Here is a 23,929-nt window from a genome sequence, read left to right on the forward strand (position 1 = left end):
ACTGGGCGTGATGCAATGTTACGTTGTTCAGCCAATAGGAAAGAATAAAACGCCCCCTGATTTTCATCAGGGGGCGCTATCAGGGCAGCGGTATGACCAGGCGTCTACAAACCAGCCGCCTTGCGCAGCGCGTCGGCCTTGTCGGTTTTCTCCCAAGGGAACGCCGTAAACGTCTCGGTATGCTCTTCCCCTTTGTCGTCCGTCCAACGGTAGCTATGCTCGAACGGCTCGCGACCAAAGTGGCCGTAGGCAGAGGTCAGACGATACATCGGGTGCAGCAGATCGAGCATGGTGGTGATCGCGTAGGGGCGCAGGTCAAAGTGCTCGCGCACCAGTTCGACGATTTTCGCATCGTCGATCTTGCCTGTGCCGAAGGTGTCGATCGACACGGAGGTGGGCTCTGCCACGCCGATGGCGTAAGACACCTGGATCTCGCACTTGTCGGCCAAGCCTGCAGCAACCACGTTCTTCGCCACGTAACGGCCTGCGTAGGCCGCGCTGCGGTCTACCTTGGACGGATCCTTGCCCGAGAACGCACCGCCGCCGTGACGGGCCATGCCGCCGTAGGTATCGACGATGATTTTACGCCCCGTCAAACCACAGTCGCCCACTGGGCCACCGATCACGAACTTGCCGGTCGGATTGATATGGTATTGGGTATTCGCATCCAGCCACTCTGCGGGAATCACCTGCTCGATGATTTCGCGCTTGACCATCTTGCGCAGGTCTTCCTGGTCGATTTCCGGGTCATGCTGGGTCGACAGCACCACGGCATCCACGCCACAGGGTTGGCCTTCGGCATTGTAGCGGAAGGTGACCTGGCTCTTCGCATCCGGACGCAGCCAGGGCAGCAGGCCATGCTTGCGCAGCTCGGCCTGACGCTCGACCAAGCGATGGGAGTAGTGAATAGGGGCCGGCATGAAGGAGTCGGTTTCGTTGGTGGCGTAACCGAACATCAAGCCCTGGTCACCCGCCCCTTGATCTTCGGGTTTGGTGCGATCAACGCCCTGAGCAATATCCACACTCTGTTTGCCGATCAGGTTGATCACGCCACAGGTGGCGCCATCGAAACCTACCTGCGAGGAGGTATAGCCGATATCGGTGATCACATCACGCACCAGCGCTTCGAGATCAACCCATGCCGAGGTGGTAATTTCACCCGCAATAATGGCAACACCCGTCTTCACCATCGTTTCACAGGCAACACGCGCCTGCTTGTCACGGGCGATAATGGCATCCAGCACCGCATCAGAAATCTGGTCAGCAATCTTGTCAGGATGACCTTCGGAAACGGACTCGGAGGTAAACAGGGAATATTCGCTCATCGCGCACTCGACCCTCTGTATGACGGCTGCTTCGTTATGACCGCAGCATCAGCAGGAAATCATGGCAGGAGGTTCCCTGCCCGTATATAGAAGCAGAGCCTTTTCACTACTACTTCGGGAGGCAGAGTCTACACGCTGTTGGGGGTTCTTCCCAGAACGCACCCCGAGAATTTGCCGCCGCCGAGGAAGTCAGCGACAATAGCGCCTTTATTCTTTCCGTTTTCAGGCGAGGAGCACCCCATGCCGTCCCGTTTTGAGCTGGCCAATGCCATTCGCGCCCTTTCCATGGATGCCGTTCAGAAGGCCAAGTCTGGCCATCCCGGCGCCCCCATGGGCATGGCTGATATTGCCGAGGTGCTGTGGAATGACTACCTCAAGCACAACCCCGAAGACCCCAAGTGGGCCGATCGCGACCGGTTCGTGCTGTCGAACGGCCATGGCTCCATGCTGCTCTACTCGCTGCTACACCTGAGCGGTTACGAACTCAGCCTGGAACAGCTACAAAACTTCCGCCAGCTGCACTCGCCCACGGCAGGCCATCCTGAGTACGGCTATGCTCCCGGCATCGAAACCACCACCGGCCCCTTGGGCCAGGGCTTTGCCAACGCCGTTGGCTTTGCCATTGCCGAGAAAACCCTCGCTGCACAGTTCAACCGCCCCGGCCACACCATCGTTGACCACCACACCTGGTGTTTCCTGGGCGATGGCTGCTTGATGGAAGGCATTTCCCATGAAGCGGCATCCCTGGCCGGCACCCAGCAGTTGGGCAAGCTGATTGCCCTGTACGACGACAACGGCATCTCCATCGATGGCGAAGTCGAAGGCTGGTTCACCGACGATACCGCCAAGCGCTTCGAGTCCTACGGCTGGCACGTGGTGCCCAACGTCGACGGCCACAAGCCTGAAGAAATCAAAGCCGCCATCGAGCTGGCAAAAAGCCAGGACGACAAGCCTAGTCTGATCATCTGCAAGACCATTATCGGCTTTGGCGCTCCCAACAAGCAGGGCAAAGAAGAGGCCCACGGCGCACCGTTGGGTGACGATGAAGTAGCGCTGGCACGCAAGCAGCTAGGCTGGGAGCATGCCCCCTTCCATATCCCCGAGTCCGTTTACTCCGCTTGGGATGCCCGCGAGGCAGGTAAAGCGCGCCAGCAGGAGTGGGAAGGCCGCTTCGCTCGCTACACCGAAGCATTCCCCGAGCAGGCCCGTGAGTTCAAACGCCGCATGAAAGCGCAGCTGCCCACGGAGCTGGCCACCGAAGCGCTGATCGAGCAGGCCCAGGACAAAGGCGAAAGCATCGCTTCACGTAAAGCCTCTTTTGAAGCGCTGAACGTGATTGGCCCGCAAATGCCGGAACTGCTCGGCGGCAGCGCTGACCTCGCGCCCTCCAACCTGACGTTCTGGAAAGGCGCCAAAGCGATCACTCCTGAAGATGCCAGCGGCAACTACCTGCACTACGGTGTGCGTGAATTCGGTATGGGCGCAGTGATGAACGGTATCGCCCTGCACGGTGGTTTCGTTCCTTATGGCGCGACCTTCCTGATCTTCATGGAGTACATGCGCAACGCCGTACGCATGGCGGCGTTGATGGGCCAGCAGGCCATTTACGTGTTCACCCACGACTCTATCGGTCTGGGCGAAGATGGCCCGACCCACCAGCCCATCGAGCAGCTCACCAGCCTGCGCACCACGCCTAACCTGAACACCTGGCGCCCCTGTGATGCGGTGGAGACGGCGGCGTCCTGGGATGCGGCCATCAAACGCCACTCCGGCCCCACTGCGCTGGTACTGTCGCGTCAAAACCTGCCGCACCAGCCGCGCACCAAGGCCCAGTTGGCCGCCATCCAGCGCGGCGGTTACGTGCTGAAGGATTGCGACGGCACGCCCGCACTGATCCTGATTGCCACCGGCTCCGAAGTGGCGCTGGCCATGGAAGCTGCGGCCACGCTCGAGCAGCAGGGCCAGGCCGTGCGCGTGGTGTCCATGCCATCTACTTACCGCTTCAACGGCCAGGACGCCGACTACCGCGAGAGCGTGCTGCCCAAAGCCGTGACCAAGCGCATTGCCATCGAAGCGGGCCACGCCGACTACTGGTACAAGTACGTTGGTCTGGAAGGGCGCGTCATTGGCATGACCACCTACGGTGAGTCGGCCCCGGCAGGTGAGCTGTTCAAGCACTTTGGCTTTACGGTCGAGAATATCGTCAAGCAGGCCAATGAACTGCTCGGCTGAGCTTGTCTCGCCCTGCCTGATCACGCCTGAACAGACAGCGTGGGCCTATAGATGCCCGCGCTGAATGGCCTGCTTTGGCTGATCGGCTACTGGCTGGTCGGAGAAGCCGTGGTTCACTTCTTCGGCCTGCCCATTTCTTCTGGCGTAGTCGGAATGCTGCTGCTGTGCGTCACTCTGGCCCTTATCGGCCGTGTGCCCACAAGCCTTGCCGCCGCCACCCAGCCCCTGATTGCGTTACTGGCCATGCTGATCATGCCCGGCGTAGTCGGGGTATTTTTCATTCTGGATCAATTGGCGGGACAGTGGCTGGCCATCCTGGCGGCGCTGCTCCTGGGCACGCTACTCAGCGTCTTGACCACGCTGTGGTTGCTCAAGCGTCTGATGGGACGTGAACATGGCCAGTGACACGCTCACCTTATTGACCGCAACGCCCTTGTTTGCCGTGGGCCTGACGCTCGCGGCTTACCTCTTGGGCACCGCGCTGTTCCGGCGGCTGGGCCACCCTGCCTGGCTACCCGCCATACTGATTGCAGCCTTGCTGCTGGCGGCCACGCTTGCCGTGCTGGGCTTGCCTTACCCCATTTACCAACAAGGGGCGACCTGGCTGACCATACTGCTGGGGCCTGCCACCGTGGCACTCGGCATGCCTCTTTATCAACAGCTACCGCGTATCCGTGAGCTATGGCGCCCCCTGGCAGCTTGCCTGCCCGTGGCGGCGTCTCTGGCCGCCTGCTATTCCCTGGGGATTGCCTGGCTGCTTGGCGCCAGCCCAGAAGTACTCGCCTCCATCGCGGCCAAGTCCGTCACTGCTCCGATTGCCATCGGGATCACCGAACAGTTGGGTGGCAGCGTTGCCTTGTTAATGGGTGCGCTGCTGGTTACAGGCGTCGCCACCATCCCGATGGTGAGCCTCGTTGCCAGATGGCTGGACATTACCGACGAGCGCCTGCTCGGCTTCGCTCTGGGGCTTAACGGTCATGCCATTGGCACTGTCAGGGCCTTTGAGATGAGCCCCACTGCCGGTGCCTTTGCCTCCCTCGGGATGAGTTTGACGGGCATATTCACCGCGTTGCTGCTGCCGTTCGCCTGGGGACTGGTGGGAGCTGGCAGCTGAGCAACGGGCGCTGAAGTACGTTATCATCTAGCCACTTTTTTTGGGGCCGCTTCGCGACATGGCTAACGCAACCGCTAAGTTCCGCATTGCAATCAATGGGTATGGACGTATCGGCCAGTGCGTACTGCGTGCACTGGTGGAGCGCGGCCATCCCGATCTGGAAGTGGTCGCCATCAACGAGCTTTCCGACCTGGCCACCATCACCTATCTCACCCGCTACGACACCACCCACGGGCGCTTTCCTGGCGAAGTCGAGAACGATGGTGACGCTCTGGTGATCAACGGCCAGCGCATTCAGGTGCTATGTGAGCGTGACCCCGATGCGCTTCCCTGGAAAGCCCTGGATATCGATCTGGTACTGGAGTGCTCAGGAAGCTTCAAGGATCGCGCCACGGCGGAGCGGCACCTGAAGGCCGGTGCACGGCAGCTGCTGTTTTCCCAACCGGCAGAAAACGACGTGGATGCCACCATCGTGTGGGGGATCAACGAGCATGAGCTCAGCGGTGCACAGCGTATCCTCTCGGCGGCGTCCTGCACCACGAACTGCCTGGTGCCCTTGCTGACGGTACTGGATGAAGCGCTGGGGCTGGAGCACGGTGTCACCACCACGATTCACTCGGCCATGAACGACCAGCCAGTCATCGACGCCTACCACCAGACTGACCTGCGCCTTACCCGCTCGGCGATGCAGTCCATCGTCCCGGTCGATACCGGGCTTGCGGTGGGCATCAGCCGTTTGATGCCAGCGCTGGCAGGCCGCTTCGAGTGTCTGCACGTGCGCGTTCCCACGATCAACGTCTCGGCCATGGATGTCTCGCTTACCGTACGCCGCGACACCGATGCCCAGCAGGTCAATGCACTGCTACGCGAGGCCAGCCAACAGCGGCTGGCGGGCGTGCTGGGCTATACCGAGGCCCCCATAGCCTCCATCGATTTCAATCACGACCCTCGCTCTGGCATTCTGGACGCCACGCAAACCAGAGTGGCAGGCAAGCGCCTGCTCAAGCTGCTGTGCTGGTTTGACAACGAGTGGGGGTTTGCCAACCGTATGCTGGATATCAGCCAGCGACTGGCAACGCTACGCCAGCGGGTATGACCGCCACGACCTTTCATTCGCTTGAACACGAGGAAACCGCTCACATGAACGTGCAAAAGATGACCGACCTGCCCCTGGATGGGCAGCGCGTACTGATTCGTGAAGACCTGAATGTGCCGATCAAGAACGGCCGTGTTTCCAGCGATGCTCGCCTGCGTGCTGCGTTGCCGACCATACAAGCTGCCGCCAAGGCGGGCGCCAAAGTGCTGCTCATGAGCCATCTGGGCCGCCCCACGGAAGGTGAACCCGCTGACGAGTTCTCGCTGGCCCCCGTCGCCGAGCACCTGGGCGAACTGCTCGGCAGCCCCGTCAAACTGGTCAACGACTACCTCGACACTGCGCCGACGCTGCAGAACGGTGACGTGGTACTGCTGGAGAACGTGCGCTTCAATCGTGGCGAGAAGAAAGACGACGAACAGCTTGCCAGGCAGTATGCCGCACTGTGCGACATCTTCGTGATGGACGCCTTTGGAACCGCTCACCGTGCCCAGGCCTCTACCCATGGCGTCGCGCGCTTTGCCCCCCAGGCATGTGCTGGCCCCCTGCTTGCCCAGGAGCTCGATGCCCTGGAGAAAGCGCTGGCCAATCCCGCACGCCCCATGGCAGCCATCGTCGGCGGCTCGAAGGTCTCTACCAAGCTGGACGTGCTGAACGCACTGTCGGAAAAATGCGATCAATTGATCGTCGGTGGTGGTATCGCCAACACCTTTATTGCGGCAGCAGGCTATAATGTGGGCAAATCGCTCTACGAAGCAGACCTGCTCGATCAGGCCAAGGCGCTGATGGCCAAGGTGAAGATTCCGCTGCCTACCGATGTAGTGGTGGCCACTGAGTTTTCCGAAGCAGCAGAGGCGGTGGTCAAGCCCGTTGATCAGGTGGCAGACAACGAAATGATTCTGGACATCGGCCCCGACACGGCCGCCCACTTGGCCAGCCTGCTCAAGGATGCTGGCACGATCCTGTGGAACGGACCCGTGGGCGTGTTTGAAATCGACCAGTTCGGCAAGGGGACCGAGGTCATTTCGCGCGCCATTGCCGACAGTGCCGCGTTCTCTATTGCTGGAGGTGGAGACACCCTGGCGGCCATCGACAAGTACGCGATCGCTGACCGAGTCTCCTATATCTCGACCGGCGGCGGAGCATTTCTCGAATACGTGGAAGGCAAGCAGCTGCCGGCCGTTGCCGCGCTGGAAGCCGCTGCTCAGCGCTAATACTTAGAACTCTGAACATACAACCCAATAAGGTGACCCCATGGCTTTGATTAGCATGCGCCAGATGCTCGACCACGCCGCCGAATACGGCTACGGCATTCCCGCGTTCAACGTGAACAACCTGGAACAGATGCGGGCCATCATGGAAGCCGCTGACGCGACTGACTCGCCGGTGATCGTGCAGGCATCTGCTGGCGCACGCAAATACGCTGGCGCCCCCTTCCTGCGCCACCTGATTCTTGCGGCGGTGGAAGAGTTCCCGCACATTCCGGTCGTCATGCACCAGGATCACGGCACCAGCCCGGCTGTCTGCCAGCGCTCCATTCAGCTCGGCTTCTCCTCCGTCATGATGGATGGCTCCCTGGGCGAAGACGGTAAAACGCCGATGGATTACGACTACAACGTCGACGTGACCCGTCGTGCCGTGGAAATGGCCCATGCCTGTGGGGTTTCCGTGGAAGGCGAGCTGGGCTGTCTGGGCAGTCTGGAAACCGGCATGGCCGGTGAAGAAGATGGTATTGGCGCCGAAGGCAAGCTGGATATGGAGCAGATGCTCACCGACCCGGAAGAGGCTGCCGAGTTCGTCAAGGCGACTCATGTGGACGCCCTGGCCATTGCCATCGGCACCAGCCACGGCGCTTACAAGTTCACCAAGCCGCCCACGGGCGATACGCTCTCGATCCAGCGTATCAAAGAGATCCACGCTCGTATTCCGGATACCCACCTGGTCATGCACGGCTCCTCCTCGGTACCCCAGGAGTGGCTGGAAGTGATCAACCGCTACGGTGGTCAGATCCCGGAAACCTACGGTGTACCGGTGGAAGAGATCATCGAGGGCATCAAGCACGGAGTGCGCAAGGTCAACATCGATACCGACTTGCGTCTGGCCTCGACCGGCGCCGTTCGCCGTTTCATGGCCGAGAACCCATCAGAGTTCGATCCGCGCAAGTTCCTGAAAGAAACCGTCACGGCCATGCGCGATCTGTGTATTGCTCGCTATGAAGCCTTTGGCACCGCAGGCAACGCGAGCAAGATCAAGCCGATCAGCCTGGAAGCCATGTTCCAGCGCTACGAGCGTGGTGAGCTGGCGCCCAAGATCAAATAAGCAGCGCCTCGCGACGACATCAAGGCGGCCTTCGGGTCGCCTTTTTTATTGCATTGCAGCAATAATGAGCCATTACTAAACAACACAGCCCTTTTTCAGTCCTGCCATGATGCGTGAAAACCAGCGCATGGTGACTGAAAAGATCGAGGCCTGCGTGGAAGCTGGCCTCATCATGCAAAAAGTCTTGTTCAGCGCCATGCGCGGTCAGTACGCGCCATGGTGGACAACCAGTCAACAAGCCATGAAGCCTTACCATCGGCGCAGCAGTGCCAACTCACGACGCTTGTCGCGTTAAGCGGCATCGCGTTACTGATCGCTGCTTTGCTCTTCACTGCTCTGTTCGTCTTCACCTTGCAACATGGCGTCATCGGCACTGCCGGTGCCCCCAGTGCCGCCTTCGGCATGCTCTTCATCATCGTCGCCAGCATCTTCCTGCGCTTGTGAGGCGGGCTGTTCGTCGCGTCGGACGGCCCCCGCCTTGATACCGTACGTCTCTTCCAGCGCCGCATCATCCAACGCTTCGTGCTGTCCATTCTCAGCCGCGGTGTCTGCCCACGCGCTGGCCGCGGCTACACACAAGGATGCACTCAAAACCCAAGGTAATAGCCAAGGGGATACTCGCATATCAATCTCCTTTTTCATGATGCATGACGTTGCACCTGTTCACTATAGCCGCTCCGAGGGATAAGCACCTGCCAGGGGCTTTCTCGACGTGCAGCGACTCCGCCATCGACGAAAACGTAAAAAATTATCAAACAGTGTTCACAAAGGAGCTAAAATCCCGTTCAATAGCAAGATGGTCGGCTTACCCCAACATGCGTAGTGCTTCAGGTACTGCAAGGAACTGACATGCCGCTTCCACTTTTGTTGTTTGACTGTGATGGCACGCTCGTCGATAGCGAACCTCTGCTTGCCGAAGAAATGGCACGCGGCCTCAATACGGTGGGGCTTCCCTTCGCTGCCTCCGACTATATGGGCGAATTTCGCGGCGCCCGCTTTCGCAGGATCGTCGCAGAGCTGCAGGACCGCCATGGTCAAGTCGACATCGAACAACTCGAGCGCATGGAGCACGATATGCGCGCCAACCTGGCCACGCGACTGACCAACGAACTCACCACCATTCCCGGGGCACTGGAAGCACTGGAAGCCTTGTCGCACTACCCCAGCGCGGTGGTTTCCAACGGCCCGGAAACGAAGATACGCGCGGCGCTGAAGGCCACGGGCCTGACCCATTACTTCGATAATCGCCTGTTCAGCGGCTATACCGCCAACTGCTGGAAACCCGAGCCGTGCCTGCACTTACATGCGGCCAGCATCATGGGGTTTGCCGCCGCACAGTGCATTGCCATCGACGATGCGCTGGTCGGCGTCAGGGCAGCACTTCAAGCGGGCATGACGGTGGTTCATTTAAACCGCTTTCCAGATGCCGAAAATACCCCGGAAGGCGCTATCATGATCAGTAACATGTATCAGCTGCCTGCCGTTGTGGAGCGTTTGACCCGCGAGCGATGGCACACGGCAACGCCGCATCACTCGACAGAGCAATAACCCTCAGCAGAGACAAGACATGGCTTCATTACGTGACCAACTGGGTGGTCTGGTGTATTCCACCGAGCATGGCAAGACATGCCCCCAGTGCCGTGCCGCAATTGACGACTGCCGCTGCGAAGACGCCAGCGAACAGGCTCGATTGGCTACGTTGGATGGCATCGTGCGAATTCGACGAGAGACCAGTGGCCGCAAAGGCAAGGGTGTGACCACCATCAGCGGTATACCGCTAGCCCACGCGGAGCTGAAAGCACTGGCCAAGACCCTGAAGCAGCGCTGTGGCACCGGTGGCGCCGTCAAGGAGGGCGTGATCGAAATCCAGGGAGATCATCGCGAAACCCTGCGTGACACGCTAACCTCCATGGGATATCAGGTAAAATTGGCAGGCGGTTGAAGTATTGATGTAGCACCAATCGCTCTACTTCTGGTAAACGGCTCAAGGGCAAGGCATCGCAATGGTTTGGTTGGAATACCTGCTACCTCTCATTTTCCTGTTTCCGATGGCGGCAATGGGCGGTATCGTGCTGGCGCTGCGCAGTCTGCATGATGCGCGCGTGCAGTCTCCTTTCGATGCCCCGCTTCACGAGCCTGGGCAGGCACTGCGTTACCGGCTGGATCAAGCATTCTCGAGCCTGTTTCTAAACGGTACGCTAGGGCCTTTGGTGAGTCTGGCGCCCTTGGTCTACGGCATGGGCCGCATGCTGTTCGTGGAGCAGCAGGACTGGGTGGAGTGGGCACTGTACGGGCTGCTCAGCACGCTGCTGGTACTGGCGTTTTCACTGCTGCTGGTACGCGATTATCAGCGTATCCGTCGCCTGAAGCTGGGGCTGGCCTGCGAGCTGGCCGTTGGCCAGGAGCTGGAGCGACTCATCCGCCCGGAGGCACACCCTTACTATGTGTTTCACGACGTACCTACCGACAGCTTCACCATCGACCACGTGGTCGTGACGCCCCATGGCGTCTTTGTCGTCGAAACCCGCGCCAGAGCGCTGGCGATAGGTTCGGATGGCCGCGAGCTCAATAGCGTGGCCGTCGAACGCGAACGGCTGCGCTTTCCCCATTGGCAGGAGCGTCGCCCACTGCACAAGACGCGTCAGGGGGTCAATTGGCTCACCCAGTGGCTGGAGCGACGCTGTGGGGTGCCTGTTCCCGTTCGAGGCGTGCTGGTGCTGCCTGGCTGGCAAATCGATACCAGTGAGGCAGCTTCAGATATTCTGGTGGTCAGCGGAGAACGGTTGTCACGCCAGTTGAGCGAGCTTAAACCGGGCCATATGAGCGACGTCATCCATGACAAGGTCATCCATACCTTGCTGGAACGGGTGCGGCTGATGGAGCTAAAACATTTGCGCCACCCGTCGGTTTAATCCCCGCGCAGCCGCCCGCCCATCTCCTGGGCAAGGTCCACGGCGTAGTGGTCGGTCATGCCACCAATGAAATCCAGCATACGACGGTAGCTGTCGTAGAGCGTCCAGGAGGGCAGCGGCGTGTTTTCACCGATCAGTGCCAGCACGCGCTGATGCTTGAAAGAGCTTTGCCCGGTATGGTGTAGCTCATGGGCAGCACCAATGAACGCCTCCAGCAGAATCCCCAGCGTGGTGTAGGCACCGATTTCCAGCTTGGCCTTGCGCTCGTTCTGGAAAATGCGTTCTCGAGCCAACTGCTTGGCAGACTGCACGCCCCAGCCCAGATCCGGATGGCAAAGCTCCAGCAGGTCATCGCTCAAGGTACCGCTCAGCAGCGCCTGCTCATGCTGTACAAACACGGCCGCCACATCATTGACCGCACGCTCCATGGCTGCCCCCCGCAGTAGCGCGATACGGCGGCGCTGCGAGACACTCTTGCGCTGCATCTCTTCATACTCAGGGGGAAATTCGCCAGCAATCTGACGCAGTATTTCGACGACTTCTTCGTAACGCAGAATCCCCATTTCGAGGCCATCTTCCAGATCCAGCAGCGCATAACAGATGTCATCCGCTGCTTCGACCAGCCACGCCAGTGGATGACGGCACCAGCGCTGCTCGCCCTGAGGAAGCAGACCCACGGCGTCAGCGACTTCCTTGAGCAACGCCTGCTCGGACTGATAACAGCCAAACTTGCCAGCGCGGCCACCATAGCGAACGGTCCAGGGATATTTCAACAGAGTCCCCAGGGTTGCTGCAGATAACCGCATGCCGCCGTTGAACTGGTTGTACTCGATCTGCGTAATGACACGAAATCCCTGAGCATTACCCTCATAGGTCAGCAGATCCTGGCGCTCCTGTTCGGAGAGTCCCTCCAGCAAGCCACTCCCCTCGGCACGGCGAAACCAGTCACGAATGGCATATTCACCGGCATGGCCAAAGGGGGGGTTACCGATGTCGTGGCCGAGACAGGCTGTTTGCACGATGACGCCCAGGTCAGCTGGGGTGATCCACTCCGGCAGCCGATCACGCAGCAACTCGCCGACGATCATGCCCAACGAGCGGCCCACGCAGCCGACTTCCAGGGAGTGGGTCAACCGCGTATGGATATGGTCGTTTTCGGTAAGGGGATGCACCTGCGTCTTGCGCCCCAGGCGACGAAAGGAGCCTGAGAAGACGATGCGGTCATGGTCCTTGTGGAAAGGAGTGCGCCCTATTTCGCGGTTACTGCCGGGGCGCTTGTCATGTAAGCGCTGAGGGGAAAGTAACTGATCCCATTGCATTTGTGTCATCGGCACTCCTCCTTGGAGCCTTCATTCTGACATAAAAGCACCAGGGGTAGACAAATTTAACGCACAGAAAAAAGCCCCGAACACAGAGTGCTCGGGGCTTTCTACGATATAAGTGCCTGACGATGACCTACTCTCACATGGGGAGACCCCACACTACCATCGGCGCTAAGCGGTTTCACTTCTGAGTTCGGCATGGGATCAGGTGGTTCACGCGTGCTATGGTCGTCAGGCGTAACAGGTAATGCATATCATGCTGAGTATTCGTTGACGTGTATTGTGTGCGTCTCTTGTCAGCAAGCACTTGGGCTCACTGCGGCGTATCCGGTGTGTCGAGTGCGTTCACACTCTTCGTTATCATCACGACCAGACCCCTTGGGTGTTATAGGGTCAAGCCTCACGGGCCATTAGTACACGTTAGCTCAACGCCTTGCAGCGCTTCCACACCGTGCCTATCAACCAGCTGGTCTCGCTGGGCCCTTCAGGAGGCTCTAGGCCTCAGGGATGTCTCATCTTGAAGGGGGCTTCCCGCTTAGATGCTTTCAGCGGTTATCCCGTCCGACCATAGCTACCCGGCAATGCCACTGGCGTGACAACCGGAACACCAGAGGGTCGTCCACTCCGGTCCTCTCGTACTAGGAGCAGCTCTTCTCAAACATCCAACGCCCACGGCAGATAGGGACCGAACTGTCTCACGACGTTCTAAACCCAGCTCGCGTACCACTTTAAATGGCGAACAGCCATACCCTTGGGACCGACTTCAGCCCCAGGATGTGATGAGCCGACATCGAGGTGCCAAACACCGCCGTCGATGTGAACTCTTGGGCGGTATCAGCCTGTTATCCCCGGAGTACCTTTTATCCGTTGAGCGATGGCCCTTCCATACAGAACCACCGGATCACTAGAACCTGCTTTCGCACCTGCTCGACGTGTCTGTCTCGCAGTCAAGCACCCTTATGCTCTTGCACTCATTGCACGATGTCCGACCGTGCTGAGGGTACCTTCGTGCTCCTCCGTTACGCTTTGGGAGGAGACCGCCCCAGTCAAACTACCCACCACACACTGTCCTCGATCCGGATCACGGACCTGAGTGAGAACGCCAATGATGCCAGGCTGGTATTTCAAGGTTGGCTCCCCTCGAACTGGCGTCCGGGGTTCAAAGCCTCCCAGCTATCCTACACAGGCAACATCAGCGTCCAGTGTGAAGCTATAGTAAAGGTTCACGGGGTCTTTCCGTCTAGCCGCGGGTACACCGCATCTTCACGGCGATTTCAATTTCACTGAGTCTCGGGTGGAGACAGCGTGGCCATCATTACGCCATTCGTGCAGGTCGGAACTTACCCGACAAGGAATTTCGCTACCTTAGGACCGTTATAGTTACGGCCGCCGTTTACCGGGGCTTCGATCAAGAGCTTCGGACGAATCCTAACACCATCACTTAACCTTCCGGCACCGGGCAGGCGTCACACCCTATACGTCCGCTTGCGCGTTAGCAGAGTGCTGTGTTTTTACTAAACAGTTGCAGCCACCTGGTATCTTCGACCGGTTCGGGCTTGGAGAGCAAGTCTCGTCACCCTACGCCGGCGTGCCTTCTCCCGAAGTTACGGCACCATTTTGCCTAGTTCCTTCACCCGAGTTCTCTCAAGCGCCTTGGGATTCTCACCCTGACCACCTGTGTCGGTTTGGGGTACGGTCGCACATGATCTGAAGCTTAGAGGCTTTTCCTGGAAGCGTGGCATCAATGACTTCGACACCGTAGTGTCTTCGTTTCGTGTCTCGGCCTTGAAGGGTCCCGGATTTACCTGAGACCCCAGCCTACTCACTTTCACCAGGACAACCAACGCCTGGCTCACCTAGCCTTCTCCGTCCCCCCATCGCAATCATGTCCGGTACGGGAATATTGACCCGTTTCCCATCGACTACGCCTTTCGGCCTCGCCTTAGGGGCCGACTCACTCTGCTCCGATTAGCGTCGAACAGAAACCCTTGGTCTTCCGGCGAGGGAGTTTTTCACTCCCTTTATCGTTACTCATGTCAGCATTCGCACTCGTGATACCTCCAGCATGCTTCTCAACACACCTTCATCGGCTTACACGACGCTCCTCTACCGCTCACACATAGTGTGAACCCGTAGCTTCGGTACCTGGTTTAGCCCCGTTACATCTTCCGCGCAGGCCGACTCGACTAGTGAGCTATTACGCTTTCTTTAAAGGATGGCTGCTTCTAAGCCAACCTCCTAGCTGTCTGAGCCTTCCCACATCGTTTCCCACTTAACCAGGATTTGGGGACCTTAGCTGACGGTCTGGGTTGTTTCCCTTTTCACGACGGACGTTAGCACCCGCCGTGTGTCTCCCACGCTGGCACTCACCGGTATTCGGAGTTTGCCTCGGGTTGGTAAGTCGGGATGACCCCCTAGCCGAAACAGTGCTCTACCCCCGGCGGTGATACGTGAGGCGCTACCTAAATAGCTTTCGAGGAGAACCAGCTATCTCCGAGCTTGATTAGCCTTTCACTCCGATCCACAAGTCATCCAAATCTTTTTCAACAGATCCTGGTTCGGGCCTCCAGTTGATGTTACTCAACCTTCACCCTGCTCATGGATAGATCGCTCGGTTTCGGGTCTATATCCAGCGACTGTGTCGCCCAGTTAAGACTCGGTTTCCCTACGGCTCCCCTATACGGTTAACCTCGCCACTGAATATAAGTCGCTGACCCATTATACAAAAGGTACGCAGTCACCCAACAAGTGGGCTCCTACTGCTTGTACGCACACGGTTTCAGGATCTATTTCACTCCCCTCTCCGGGGTTCTTTTCGCCTTTCCCTCACGGTACTGGTTCACTATCGGTCAGCCAGGAGTATTTAGCCTTGGAGGATGGTCCCCCCGTCTTCAGTCAAGGTTTCTCGTGCCCCGACCTACTCGATTTCACGTGATCAGATTTTCGACTACGGGGCTATCACCCGCTATGGCCAGACTTCCCAGTCTGTTCGTCTAATCTTTCACACGCTTAAGGGCTGGTCCCCGTTCGCTCGCCGCTACTAGGGGAATCTCGGTTGATTTCTTTTCCTCAGGGTACTTAGATGTTTCAGTTCCCCTGGTTCGCCTCTTACGCCTATGTATTCAGCGCAAGATACTCATCTTGTGATGAGTGGGTTTCCCCATTCAGAGATGTCCGGGTCACAGGTCGTTTGCCACCTCACCGAACCTTATCGCAGGCTACCACGTCTTTCATCGCCTCTGGCTGCCTAGGCATCCACCGTGTGCGCTTCATTGCTTGACCCTATAACCCGAAGGAGTCTGGGGTTCGCAATGATAACGATTGCCGGATACGCTTGAGACGTATCACAATACAATTTACGTAGAAACGCGTTCAACGCGTTTCTGTCAGCATGATATACATTGTTAAAGAGCGACTGCTATGCGCAGTGGTAAGCGGATGCTTTTTTCACTTCAAAAGAAAAAGAAAGACCTTTTTTCTTTTTTTAATGTGAAGAAAACGCTTATCACTGCTCATCAACAGCATTCTGATCAGGTAATTCATTGTGAGCGCTTGCCGCGAGGGGAAGACATCGTTTAAGGAGGTGATCCAGCCGCAGGTTCCCCTACGGCTACCTTGTTACGACTTCACCCCAGTCATGAACCACACCGTGGTGATCGCCCTCTTGCGTTAGGCTAACCACTTCTGGTGCAGTCCACTCCCATGGTGTGACGGGCGGTGTGTACAAGGCCCGGGAACGTATTCACCGTGGCATTCTGATCCACGATTACTAGCGATTCCGACTTCACGGAGTCGAGTTGCAGACTCCGATCCGGACTGAGATCGGCTTTTCGGGATTGGCTCACTCTCGCGAGTTGGCAACCCTTTGTACCGACCATTGTAGCACGTGTGTAGCCCTACTCGTAAGGGCCATGATGACTTGACGTCGTCCCCACCTTCCTCCGGTTTGTCACCGGCAGTCTCCTTAGAGTTCCCGCCATTACGCGCTGGCAAATAAGGACAAGGGTTGCGCTCGTTACGGGACTTAACCCAACATTTCACAACACGAGCTGACGACAGCCATGCAGCACCTGTCTCTGCGTTCCCGAAGGCACTAAGGTATCTCTACCAAATTCGCAGGATGTCAAGAGTAGGTAAGGTTCTTCGCGTTGCATCGAATTAAACCACATGCTCCACCGCTTGTGCGGGCCCCCGTCAATTCATTTGAGTTTTAACCTTGCGGCCGTACTCCCCAGGCGGTCGACTTATCGCGTTAACTTCGCCACAAAGTGCGCTAGGCACCCAACGGCTGGTCGACATCGTTTACGGCGTGGACTACCAGGGTATCTAATCCTGTTTGCTACCCACGCTTTCGCACCTCAGTGTCAGTGTCAGTCCAGAAGGCCGCCTTCGCCACTGGTATTCCTCCCGATCTCTACGCATTTCACCGCTACACCGGGAATTCTACCTTCCTCTCCTGCACTCTAGCCTGACAGTTCCGGATGCCGTTCCCAGGTTGAGCCGGGGCTTTCACAACCGGCTTATCAAGCCACCTACGCGCGCTTTACGCCCAGTAATTCCGATTAACGCTCGCACCCTCCGTATTACCGCGGCTGCTGGCACGGAGTTAGCCGGTGCTTCTTCTGTGAGTGATGTCTTTCCTGATGGGTATTAACCACCAGGCGTTCTTCCTCACTGAAAGTGCTTTACAACCCGAGGGCCTTCTTCACACACGCGGCATGGCTGGATCAGGGTTCCCCCCATTGTCCAATATTCCCCACTGCTGCCTCCCGTAGGAGTTCGGGCCGTGTCTCAGTCCCGATGTGGCTGATCATCCTCTCAGACCAGCTACGGATCGTCGCCTTGGTGAGCCTTTACCTCACCAACCAGCTAATCCGACATAGGCTCATCCGATAGCGGGAGCCGGAGCCCCCTTTCTCCCGTAGGACGTATGCGGTATTAGCCTGGGTTTCCCCAGGTTATCCCCCACTATCGGGCAGATTCCTATGCATTACTCACCCGTCCGCCGCTCGTCAGCGGGTAGCAAGCTACCCCTGTTACCGCTCGACTTGCATGTGTTAGGCCTGCCGCCAGCGTTCAATCTGAGCCATGATCAAACTCTTCAGTTTAAGATCAATGCGATCCTTACTCGCTGCCCGAAGGCAACAAAAGCGGATCAAACTTGGCTCAAGGTTCAAACGAATTCACTGCGATACTCCGAAGAGTATCTTGGTGTTCGCTTGCCTTGATATTAGGTGATGATTCACCCTCATCGGCAAGCGCCCACATGAATTACCTGATCAAATTGTTAAAGAGCGATACTACTGTCATCATTTCGCTGTGACTGGCTCGGTGACCTGAACCGTGTTGCCTCAGCGAGGAAGGCGTATTCTACGCATTCCGTGGTGTTTGTCAAGGGCTGTTTTCAGCGAGTAAAGCGAGCGATCAATCCAACCAACAGATGACGCTAACTTCCTGACAAACCGAAGGTTTTTCGACCTTCTTCACCGCTGGCAACGCTTGGCGTCCCCGGCAGCGGATGCGTACTTTACGGATTCGCTGCCGGGTTGGCAAGGGGTATTTACCAAATAGTCAAAAAAAGTCGCCCACGCGATCACACAACCCGTGGAAAGCACTTCGGCGCTTACTGTTTGGCGGTTACACTTGGCACTCCGCAACATTCGCCACATCTATTGCACCTACGGATATGAGGTCTTCGATGAGCCAGCACTTGTTAACCGTCGATTCATTAAATCGCGAAAGCGTTGATCACCTGTTACGGGTGGCCGCACGCATGGAGCCGATTGCCAGTCGCCGTCAGGTCACGCGAGTGCTGGAAGGTGCGGTACTGGGCAACCTGTTCTTCGAAGCCAGTACGCGGACGCGGGTGAGTTTCAATGCAGCTTTCTGCCGTCTGGGAGGCAGTGTCTGTGACACCACGGGCTTTACCTTCTCGTCCATGGCCAAGGGCGAATCCTTGTACGACACCAGCAGGGTAATGAGCGGCTACTGTGATGCCATCGTCATGCGCCACCCGGATCAAGGGTCGGTTGCCGAGTTTGCCGCCGCAACGCATGTGCCGGTCATCAACGGTGGTGATGGTCCAGGCGAGCACCCAAGCCAGGCGCTGCTGGACCTTTATACCATCGACAAGGAGTTCCAGCGGTTGGGCAAGCGCCTGAGTGGTGCCCACATTCTACTGACCGGGGATTTGAAATACGGGCGCACGGTGCATTCGCTGATCAAGCTGCTATCGCTTTATGATCCGCTGCGGATAACGCTGGTCTCCCCACCCGGCTTGGAAATGCCGTCTTATCTGGTGGATCTGGTGGCATCGCGGGGCCATCGGATCGAGCAGCGCGACTCCCTGGCCAGCGACTTCTCGGATCTGGACGTCGTCTATACGACGCGCATCCAGAAGGAGCGCTTCACGGATGAAATGAACGAGAGCTTCCAGGGGCTTTCCGATGACTTCATGGTCAATCGCGATTTTCTGGATCACCGCTGCAGCCAAAGCACGATCGTGATGCACCCGCTACCGCGCGATAGCCGTCCAGGCGCCAATGATTTGAACGTCGATTTGAATGGCGATCCGCGCCTGGCGATCTTCCGCCAGACAGATAACGGCATCCCCATGCGGATGGCCATTTTTGCCACGCTCTTGAAAGTGGACGAGCTGATCGAGCAGGACATGCGGCCAGTACGCTGGTTCGTACCGCCGCAAATTGGCACGCTGGACCGCTGATGAGCAGACGGCTGAGCAGCTAAACGCTCAGTGCGCGGTTCGCCCACCGGGAAGGCCTTCTCGGTGGGCGAACCAGCCTTCCAGAATCAGCACGGCAGCGATGCCGTCCACGCTCTGCTGACGATAGTTGCCGCGATGTCCCGATGCGTGGGCGATCTGCTTGGCTTCACGGGTAGAGCCACGCTCATCGACCATTTCGCACGGCTTGCCATAACGCCCATGCAGGCGGTTGCCAAACTTGCGCGCACGGGTACTCATGGGCGATTCGCTACCATCCATGTTCAACGGTAGCCCGACCACGAACAGGTCGGGCTGCCACTCCTGAACCAGACGAGACACCACGTTCCAGTCAGGAATGCCATCCCGTGCAGGGAGAGGCGTCAGCTCGCGGGCGCTGTTGAGCAGCTCATTGCCTACCGCCACACCGATGCGCCGCGTTCCATAATCGAATGCCAGAATCAGGCGCTCCCCACTGTCGGCCATCGCGTTACTGCCCCTTCGTCATGCGTGACCGGCGTCACGGGTCATCAGGTTGAGATCGACGCCCAGCAGGCCAGCGGCAGCGGCCAGGCGCTCGGCGGGCGGGGTGTCGAACAGCACGCGAGCCTGACCTTCCACCGTTAACCAGGCGTTGTCCTTGAGCTCATCCTCCAGTTGTCCCACTTCCCAGCCCGCGCACCCCAGGCACACGAGAAAGTGCTCCGGCCCCCTGCCATCCGCCAGCGCCTGAAGAATATCCATGGAGGTGGTGAGGGCAATGCCATCTTCTACCTGGACGCTGGAATCCCACGCCTGGCTATCCCCTTCGTGAAGGATAAAGCCACGGTCTTTATGGGTGGGGCCACCGTAATAGACAGGCGCATTGCGGTGCGGGCTCTCATCGCCCCCCAAGGAGAGCTGTTCGAACAGCGCATCCAGCGTGATCTCCAGGGGGCGGTTGGTAATCACCCCCATGCAACCATTGTGGTCATGGTCACACAAGTACACCAGGCTGCCCGCAAAGTTGGGGTCGTCCAGATGCGGCATGGCCATTAAAAAATGGTGTTTTAAGCTTTGCATGCGTCTCCTATGGCTTGCCGCTGAATCAGCAAGTCGGGCGTTATTGGGCGGAAGCAAGGCGACGCTCGATGGCGTCCAGCAGCATGCCGGCGATGTCGGTGCCGCGCTGATCGTCGATTTCCCGCACGCAGGTGGGGCTGGTCACGTTGATCTCGGTGATGTAGTCACCGATGACATCCAGACCCACGAACATCAGCCCTTTCTCACGGATCAGCGGCTGTACCTGCTGGATCAGCCAGTGATCACGCTCGGTCAGCTCGCGACTCACGCCACGCCCACCGGCGGCCAGGTTGCCGCGGGTCTCTCCCGCCGAGGGGATGCGCGCCAGCCCGAAGGGCACAGGCTCGCCATCGACCAGCAGAATACGGGTATCGCCGTGTTTGATTTCCGGCAGGTAGCGCTGCGCCATGATCTGACGCTGACCGCGCAGCGTCAGCTGCTCGATGACGGCGCCAATGTTGCGGCCATCAGGGCCGATATGAAAAATGCCCGTGCCACCCATGCCGTCGAGTGGCTTGAAGATCACGTCGCCATGCTCGGCGTGGAAGGCACGCAGCACGTCATCACGGCTGGCCACGACCGTTGGCGCGCAGCACTGAGGAAACTGCTGGGCAAAGAGCTTCTCGTTACACTGCAGCAAGGCGGCGGTGGGGTTCACCACCAGCACTCCCTCGCGCTCGGCAAAGCCCAGCAGGTGCACCGCATTGATGAACTCGGCATCTACCGGCGGGTCCTTGCGCATCAGCACGGCGTCCAATTCTGCCAGTGGCCGCTGAACTGCTTCGCCAAGGTCGTACCAATGCGCAGGATCACGATGCACGGTCAATGGACGCATGCGTGCGTAGGCCTGCCCTGCGTTCAAGAACAGATCGTCCTGCTCCATGTAGTGCAAGGTATAGCCGCGCTCCTGGGCAGCCCACAGCATCGCCAGGGTGGTGTCTTTCTTGTAGGCGATGTCACTGATCGGGTCCATCACGACACCGAGATGCAACGTTGAGTGGCTCATCGAAATACCGTCCATGCAGGAACAATCATTATTCAGTATGCCGTACTGCAGGCACGGCTCCAACCGCGGCTATTTGTCTGCGGTTTCGGAGAGCGCGCCAGGCACCAGGCGAATGGCATCGGGGGCCAGGGTGATCAGCTGTTGCTTGTAAAGCCGCCCGATCGCTTGTTTGTAGGCGCTCTTGCTCACCCCCAGGCGCGCCTTGATGGCGTGGGCATCGCTTTTATCGCCCAGCGGCAAGTAGCCGCCGCTTTCGCGTAGCGCTTGCAGTATCTTGTCACCCACCACATCGAGGCGAGCCGCCCCCGGCGGCAGCAGCGAGATATCGACTCGGCCATCCTCGCGACGCTGTTTTACATAGCCTTTCAGCGTCTGCCCTCGGCGCAGCGGCTGGGTCATGTCGTCCTGATAGATCAATCCCCAGTAACGGTGCTCGACCACCACTTTCATGCCCAGGTCCGTGCGATCGGCCACCACTACCGTGACCTCATCACCCTGCGACAGCGCCCAGGCGTCGTCGCTCAGGAAGCGGTCCAATCGCATGGATGCCACGGGACGCCCCTGGTCATCGCTATACAGCATGACCAGTACGCGCTTGCCGGGATCCGGGCGAAAACGCTGTTCGCTATAGGGCAGCAGCACGTCCTTGGGCTGGCCCCAACGCAGAAAGGCGCCCGTACTGTTCACTGCCGTCACGGTCAAGTAAGCGACTTCTCCCAGCTGGGCAGTCGCATCGCTGGCAGAACGGGGAGAGGCATGGGACTCACGGGCCATGGAGGTGTCCTTGCGAAGGGTTGAGAATCGGTAGCGTACCTTGCTAACGCTAGCCAAAGCGAGGCCGTATTCGGCCTGACAGCCTGCTATACAAAAGCCGCTGCCACAGAGAATGCGGCAGCGGCTGACAGTAAGCGCTTACAAATCGCCGAAATGATGCTGCAGGAGGGTCAGCGCGACGACCGGTGCGGTTTCCGTACGCAGTACACGGGGCCCTAATGTCAGCGGCGTAAAGCCGCTGGCGGTGGCCGCAGCGATATCGGTCTCGCTGAGCCCTCCTTCGGGGCCAATCAGCAACGCTGCCGAAGCGGGCCGAGACGACTGTGCAAAGCCATTGCCCGTGGCCAGATGAAGCATCAGGCGCAGCGGCTCTTGCCGTTCGGCCAGCCACTCCTCCAGCCCCTGCGGCGGGTACACGGGAGGCACCACTGCACGCCCACTTTGCTCGCAGGCGCTGGCAGCCACCGCCTGCCAATGGGCCAGCTTCTTCTCTTCTCGGTCGCCTTTCAGGCGAACATCCCCCCGCTCGGTATAGAGTGGGGTGATGGCAGCGACGCCCAGCTCCACGGCTTTCTGAATGGCATAGTCCATGCGATCTCCCTTGGAAATCGCCTGGCCCAGATGCACCGCTAGCGGAGACTCCGCGCTGCCTGGCCATACCGATTCGACGGTTGCGGTGGTCTGTTTTCGCCCCACCTCCGCCAGCCGAACGCCTGCCTCCTGGCCCGCCCCGTCGAACAGGATCAGTGCCGCGCCCTCCCCCATGCGTAGCACGCGGGTAACGTGCTTGGCAGGGCCTTCCGGCAGCGTGACGGTTGCCCCGACACGCAGCTCGGTGGGCACATGAAGGCGTGGCATCTTGCCGTGCGTGGCGAGCCAGTGTGCTGCCGAATGCGCTTCGAGCATGGCTTAGTGGGTGTTCTCGGCAGCCTGGCTTGCCTGCTGCGCTTCACGCTGCTTGCGTTGGGCGTACATGGCTTCGAAGTTGACCGGCGCCAGCATCAGCGCAGGGAAGCCGCCACGGTTGACCAGGTTGTCGATACACTCACGGGCGTAAGGAAACAGCAGGTTAGGACAGAAGGCGCCTAACGTCTGCTCCAGCTGCGCACCTTCGATGCCGGAAATACGGAACAGGCCAGCCTGCTCGACTTCGGCCAGGAACGACGTGGTGCCGGACTCGCTGTCATTCACCTGGGCGGTGACCTTGACCACGACTTCGTACTGGTCGTCAGCCACTTTCTGGCTGGTAGTGTTCAGATCCAGATTGACCTTGGGCTTGAACGCCTGCTTGAACACGGAAGGAGAGTTCGGCGCTTCGAAGGAAATGTCTTTCACGTAAATACGCTGCAAAGAGAATTTCAGCTGCGGCTTTTCGCCTTCAGCGGCACCGGCCTGCGGGGTGTTGTTATCTTCCGCCATGGGAGACTCCTCGTTATTCATTCAATAAAAAAGCGTGCGGCCCAGAGGCCGCTTTCGTCGTTTACTTCTTCACTACGGGAAGGCCATCGGCCTGCCACTGCATCATGCCACCACGCAACTTCGTGGCCCGCTCGAAGCCCGCCTTGACCAGCTTGGCTTGTGCGGCACCCGAGCTTTGGCCATGCTTGCACACCACGATGATCGGCTGGCTTTTGACTTTCTCCAGCTCGTTCATGCGGCTATCGAGGCTGCTCTGGGGAATGTTGCGTGCACCGGCGATATGCCCCGCCTTGAAGTCTTTGCTTTCACGAATGTCCACCACCACCGCATCTTCGCGGTTGATGAGCTGGGTGGCCTGGCTAGAGGACACGGCATTTGAGGCAGCGCTACGCGTTTCGTAGACAATCCACGCCGTGAGCACCAGCAAAAATGCCCCCACCAACAGGGGGTGGTTCATTACGAATTCGAACAGCTGATCGATCATCGCGAACACAATCTCTTGGTCTATGCAGAAAAAAGCGGCCTGGCCGCCATCAGAAACGCGACAAGTATACACGTCACAGGGCATACCGCGCAGGCCATGACGCCCAGCGGCTGCCTGCGTTATGATGCCCCAAGCACGCGCCCGCC

At 58.7% G+C, this 23,929-nt stretch carries 20 protein-coding genes and 3 rRNA genes; 10 read left to right on the forward strand and 13 right to left on the reverse strand.

The window, feature by feature from the left end:
* Window positions 1–104: 104 nt before the first annotated feature.
* Window positions 105–1,325 (reverse strand): methionine adenosyltransferase, encoded by a 1,221-nt coding sequence (gene metK / locus RVM27_RS08240; protein ID WP_016915659.1) that lies wholly within the window; start codon window positions 1,323–1,325, stop codon window positions 105–107.
* A 240-nt stretch (window positions 1,326–1,565) separates the two neighbouring features.
* Here metK and tkt point away from each other — a divergent pair, with 240 nt between their 5' ends.
* The 6 genes from tkt to fba are packed head-to-tail and all read left to right on the forward strand — an operon-like array spanning window position 1,566 to window position 8,083.
* The gene (tkt, locus tag RVM27_RS08245) at window positions 1,566–3,557 is read left to right on the forward strand and encodes a transketolase family protein (protein ID WP_498957715.1); all 1,992 of its coding nucleotides are present in this window, start codon (window positions 1,566–1,568) and stop codon (window positions 3,555–3,557) included.
* A 51-nt stretch (window positions 3,558–3,608) separates the two neighbouring features.
* A complete protein-coding gene (locus RVM27_RS08250; RefSeq protein WP_498957716.1) occupies window positions 3,609–3,962 on the forward strand; it encodes a CidA/LrgA family protein in 354 nt (117 codons plus the stop codon).
* Complete coding sequence (locus RVM27_RS08255) at window positions 3,952–4,671, forward strand: LrgB family protein (protein ID WP_498957717.1); 720 nt, start codon at window positions 3,952–3,954, stop codon at window positions 4,669–4,671. The genes RVM27_RS08250 and RVM27_RS08255 overlap by 11 nt, the downstream gene beginning before the upstream one ends.
* A 58-nt stretch (window positions 4,672–4,729) precedes the next feature.
* Entirely contained in the window at window positions 4,730–5,767 is a 1,038-nt protein-coding gene (locus RVM27_RS08260) for a type I glyceraldehyde-3-phosphate dehydrogenase (RefSeq protein ID WP_498957718.1), read from the forward strand.
* Between the two features lie 44 nt (window positions 5,768–5,811).
* Window positions 5,812–6,978, forward strand: a complete 1,167-nt coding sequence (locus RVM27_RS08265) for a phosphoglycerate kinase (RefSeq protein WP_016915654.1) — start codon at window positions 5,812–5,814, stop codon at window positions 6,976–6,978.
* Window positions 6,979–7,018: 40 nt separating this feature from the next.
* A complete protein-coding gene (fba, locus tag RVM27_RS08270; RefSeq protein ID WP_016915653.1) occupies window positions 7,019–8,083 on the forward strand; it encodes a class II fructose-bisphosphate aldolase in 1,065 nt (354 codons plus the stop codon).
* A 306-nt stretch (window positions 8,084–8,389) separates the two neighbouring features.
* On the opposite strand, the gene RVM27_RS08275 is transcribed toward fba, so the two are convergent.
* The gene (locus RVM27_RS08275; RefSeq protein ID WP_227407400.1) at window positions 8,390–8,707 is read right to left on the reverse strand and encodes a hypothetical protein; all 318 of its coding nucleotides are present in this window, start codon (window positions 8,705–8,707) and stop codon (window positions 8,390–8,392) included.
* 225 nt (window positions 8,708–8,932) lie between these two features.
* Between RVM27_RS08275 and RVM27_RS08280 the strand changes: the two genes are divergently transcribed.
* The 3 genes from RVM27_RS08280 to RVM27_RS08290 all read left to right on the forward strand — a co-directional run bounded on the left by RVM27_RS08280 (window position 8,933) and on the right by RVM27_RS08290 (window position 10,995).
* Window positions 8,933–9,631, forward strand: coding sequence for an HAD family hydrolase (locus RVM27_RS08280; protein ID WP_498957719.1), 699 nt, complete (start codon window positions 8,933–8,935; stop codon window positions 9,629–9,631).
* A 19-nt stretch (window positions 9,632–9,650) separates the two neighbouring features.
* Window positions 9,651–10,025: a translation initiation factor gene (locus RVM27_RS08285; protein ID WP_498957720.1), complete on the forward strand. Its 375-nt coding sequence runs from the start codon at window positions 9,651–9,653 to the stop codon at window positions 10,023–10,025.
* A gap of 61 nt (window positions 10,026–10,086) precedes the next feature.
* Window positions 10,087–10,995, forward strand: coding sequence for a nuclease-related domain-containing protein (locus RVM27_RS08290; RefSeq protein WP_016915648.1), 909 nt, complete (start codon window positions 10,087–10,089; stop codon window positions 10,993–10,995).
* On the opposite strand, the gene RVM27_RS08295 is transcribed toward RVM27_RS08290, so the two are convergent.
* From RVM27_RS08295 to RVM27_RS08310, 4 genes are all read right to left on the reverse strand, one after another.
* Window positions 10,992–12,323, reverse strand: coding sequence for a deoxyguanosinetriphosphate triphosphohydrolase (locus RVM27_RS08295; protein ID WP_193462185.1), 1,332 nt, complete (start codon window positions 12,321–12,323; stop codon window positions 10,992–10,994). The genes RVM27_RS08290 and RVM27_RS08295 overlap by 4 nt on opposite strands.
* 114 nt (window positions 12,324–12,437) lie before the next feature.
* A 5S ribosomal RNA gene (gene rrf / locus RVM27_RS08300) occupies window positions 12,438–12,553 on the reverse strand.
* A gap of 153 nt (window positions 12,554–12,706) precedes the next feature.
* Window positions 12,707–15,599, reverse strand: a 23S ribosomal RNA gene (locus tag RVM27_RS08305).
* 294 nt (window positions 15,600–15,893) lie between these two features.
* Window positions 15,894–17,425: ribosomal RNA gene (locus tag RVM27_RS08310) — 16S ribosomal RNA — on the reverse strand.
* The 16S, 23S and 5S rRNA genes sit together here, the layout of an rRNA operon.
* Window positions 17,426–18,015: 590 nt before the next feature.
* Here RVM27_RS08310 and RVM27_RS08315 point away from each other — a divergent pair.
* Window positions 18,016–19,041, forward strand: a complete 1,026-nt coding sequence (locus tag RVM27_RS08315; RefSeq protein ID WP_016915646.1) for an aspartate carbamoyltransferase — start codon at window positions 18,016–18,018, stop codon at window positions 19,039–19,041.
* A 27-nt stretch (window positions 19,042–19,068) separates the two neighbouring features.
* On the opposite strand, the gene ruvX is transcribed toward RVM27_RS08315, so the two are convergent.
* The 7 genes from ruvX to RVM27_RS08350 all read right to left on the reverse strand — a co-directional run bounded on the left by ruvX (window position 19,069) and on the right by RVM27_RS08350 (window position 23,783).
* Window positions 19,069–19,524: a Holliday junction resolvase RuvX gene (gene ruvX / locus RVM27_RS08320; protein WP_016915645.1), complete on the reverse strand. Its 456-nt coding sequence runs from the start codon at window positions 19,522–19,524 to the stop codon at window positions 19,069–19,071.
* An 18-nt stretch (window positions 19,525–19,542) separates the two neighbouring features.
* The gene (locus tag RVM27_RS08325; RefSeq protein ID WP_026001922.1) at window positions 19,543–20,100 is read right to left on the reverse strand and encodes a YqgE/AlgH family protein; all 558 of its coding nucleotides are present in this window, start codon (window positions 20,098–20,100) and stop codon (window positions 19,543–19,545) included.
* 40 nt (window positions 20,101–20,140) lie between these two features.
* Window positions 20,141–21,106 (reverse strand): glutathione synthase, encoded by a 966-nt coding sequence (gene gshB / locus RVM27_RS08330; RefSeq protein WP_039179303.1) that lies wholly within the window; start codon window positions 21,104–21,106, stop codon window positions 20,141–20,143.
* Between the two features lie 69 nt (window positions 21,107–21,175).
* Window positions 21,176–21,880, reverse strand: coding sequence for a CvfB family protein (locus RVM27_RS08335; protein ID WP_039179221.1), 705 nt, complete (start codon window positions 21,878–21,880; stop codon window positions 21,176–21,178).
* Between the two features lie 138 nt (window positions 21,881–22,018).
* Window positions 22,019–22,786: a 16S rRNA (uracil(1498)-N(3))-methyltransferase gene (locus tag RVM27_RS08340; protein ID WP_218314109.1), complete on the reverse strand. Its 768-nt coding sequence runs from the start codon at window positions 22,784–22,786 to the stop codon at window positions 22,019–22,021.
* Window positions 22,787–22,789: 3 nt separating this feature from the next.
* On the reverse strand, window positions 22,790–23,299 hold the full coding sequence (gene secB / locus RVM27_RS08345) for a protein-export chaperone SecB (RefSeq protein WP_016915640.1): 510 nt from the start codon (window positions 23,297–23,299) through the stop codon (window positions 22,790–22,792).
* Window positions 23,300–23,360: 61 nt separating this feature from the next.
* On the reverse strand, window positions 23,361–23,783 hold the full coding sequence (locus RVM27_RS08350; protein ID WP_016915639.1) for a rhodanese-like domain-containing protein: 423 nt from the start codon (window positions 23,781–23,783) through the stop codon (window positions 23,361–23,363).
* Between the last annotated feature and the right edge of the window lie 146 nt (window positions 23,784–23,929).

This window comes from Halomonas sp. KM007 (assembly GCF_050709225.1).
In the GTDB taxonomy this organism is placed as follows: Bacteria; Pseudomonadota; Gammaproteobacteria; order Pseudomonadales; family Halomonadaceae; genus Vreelandella; species Vreelandella hamiltonii.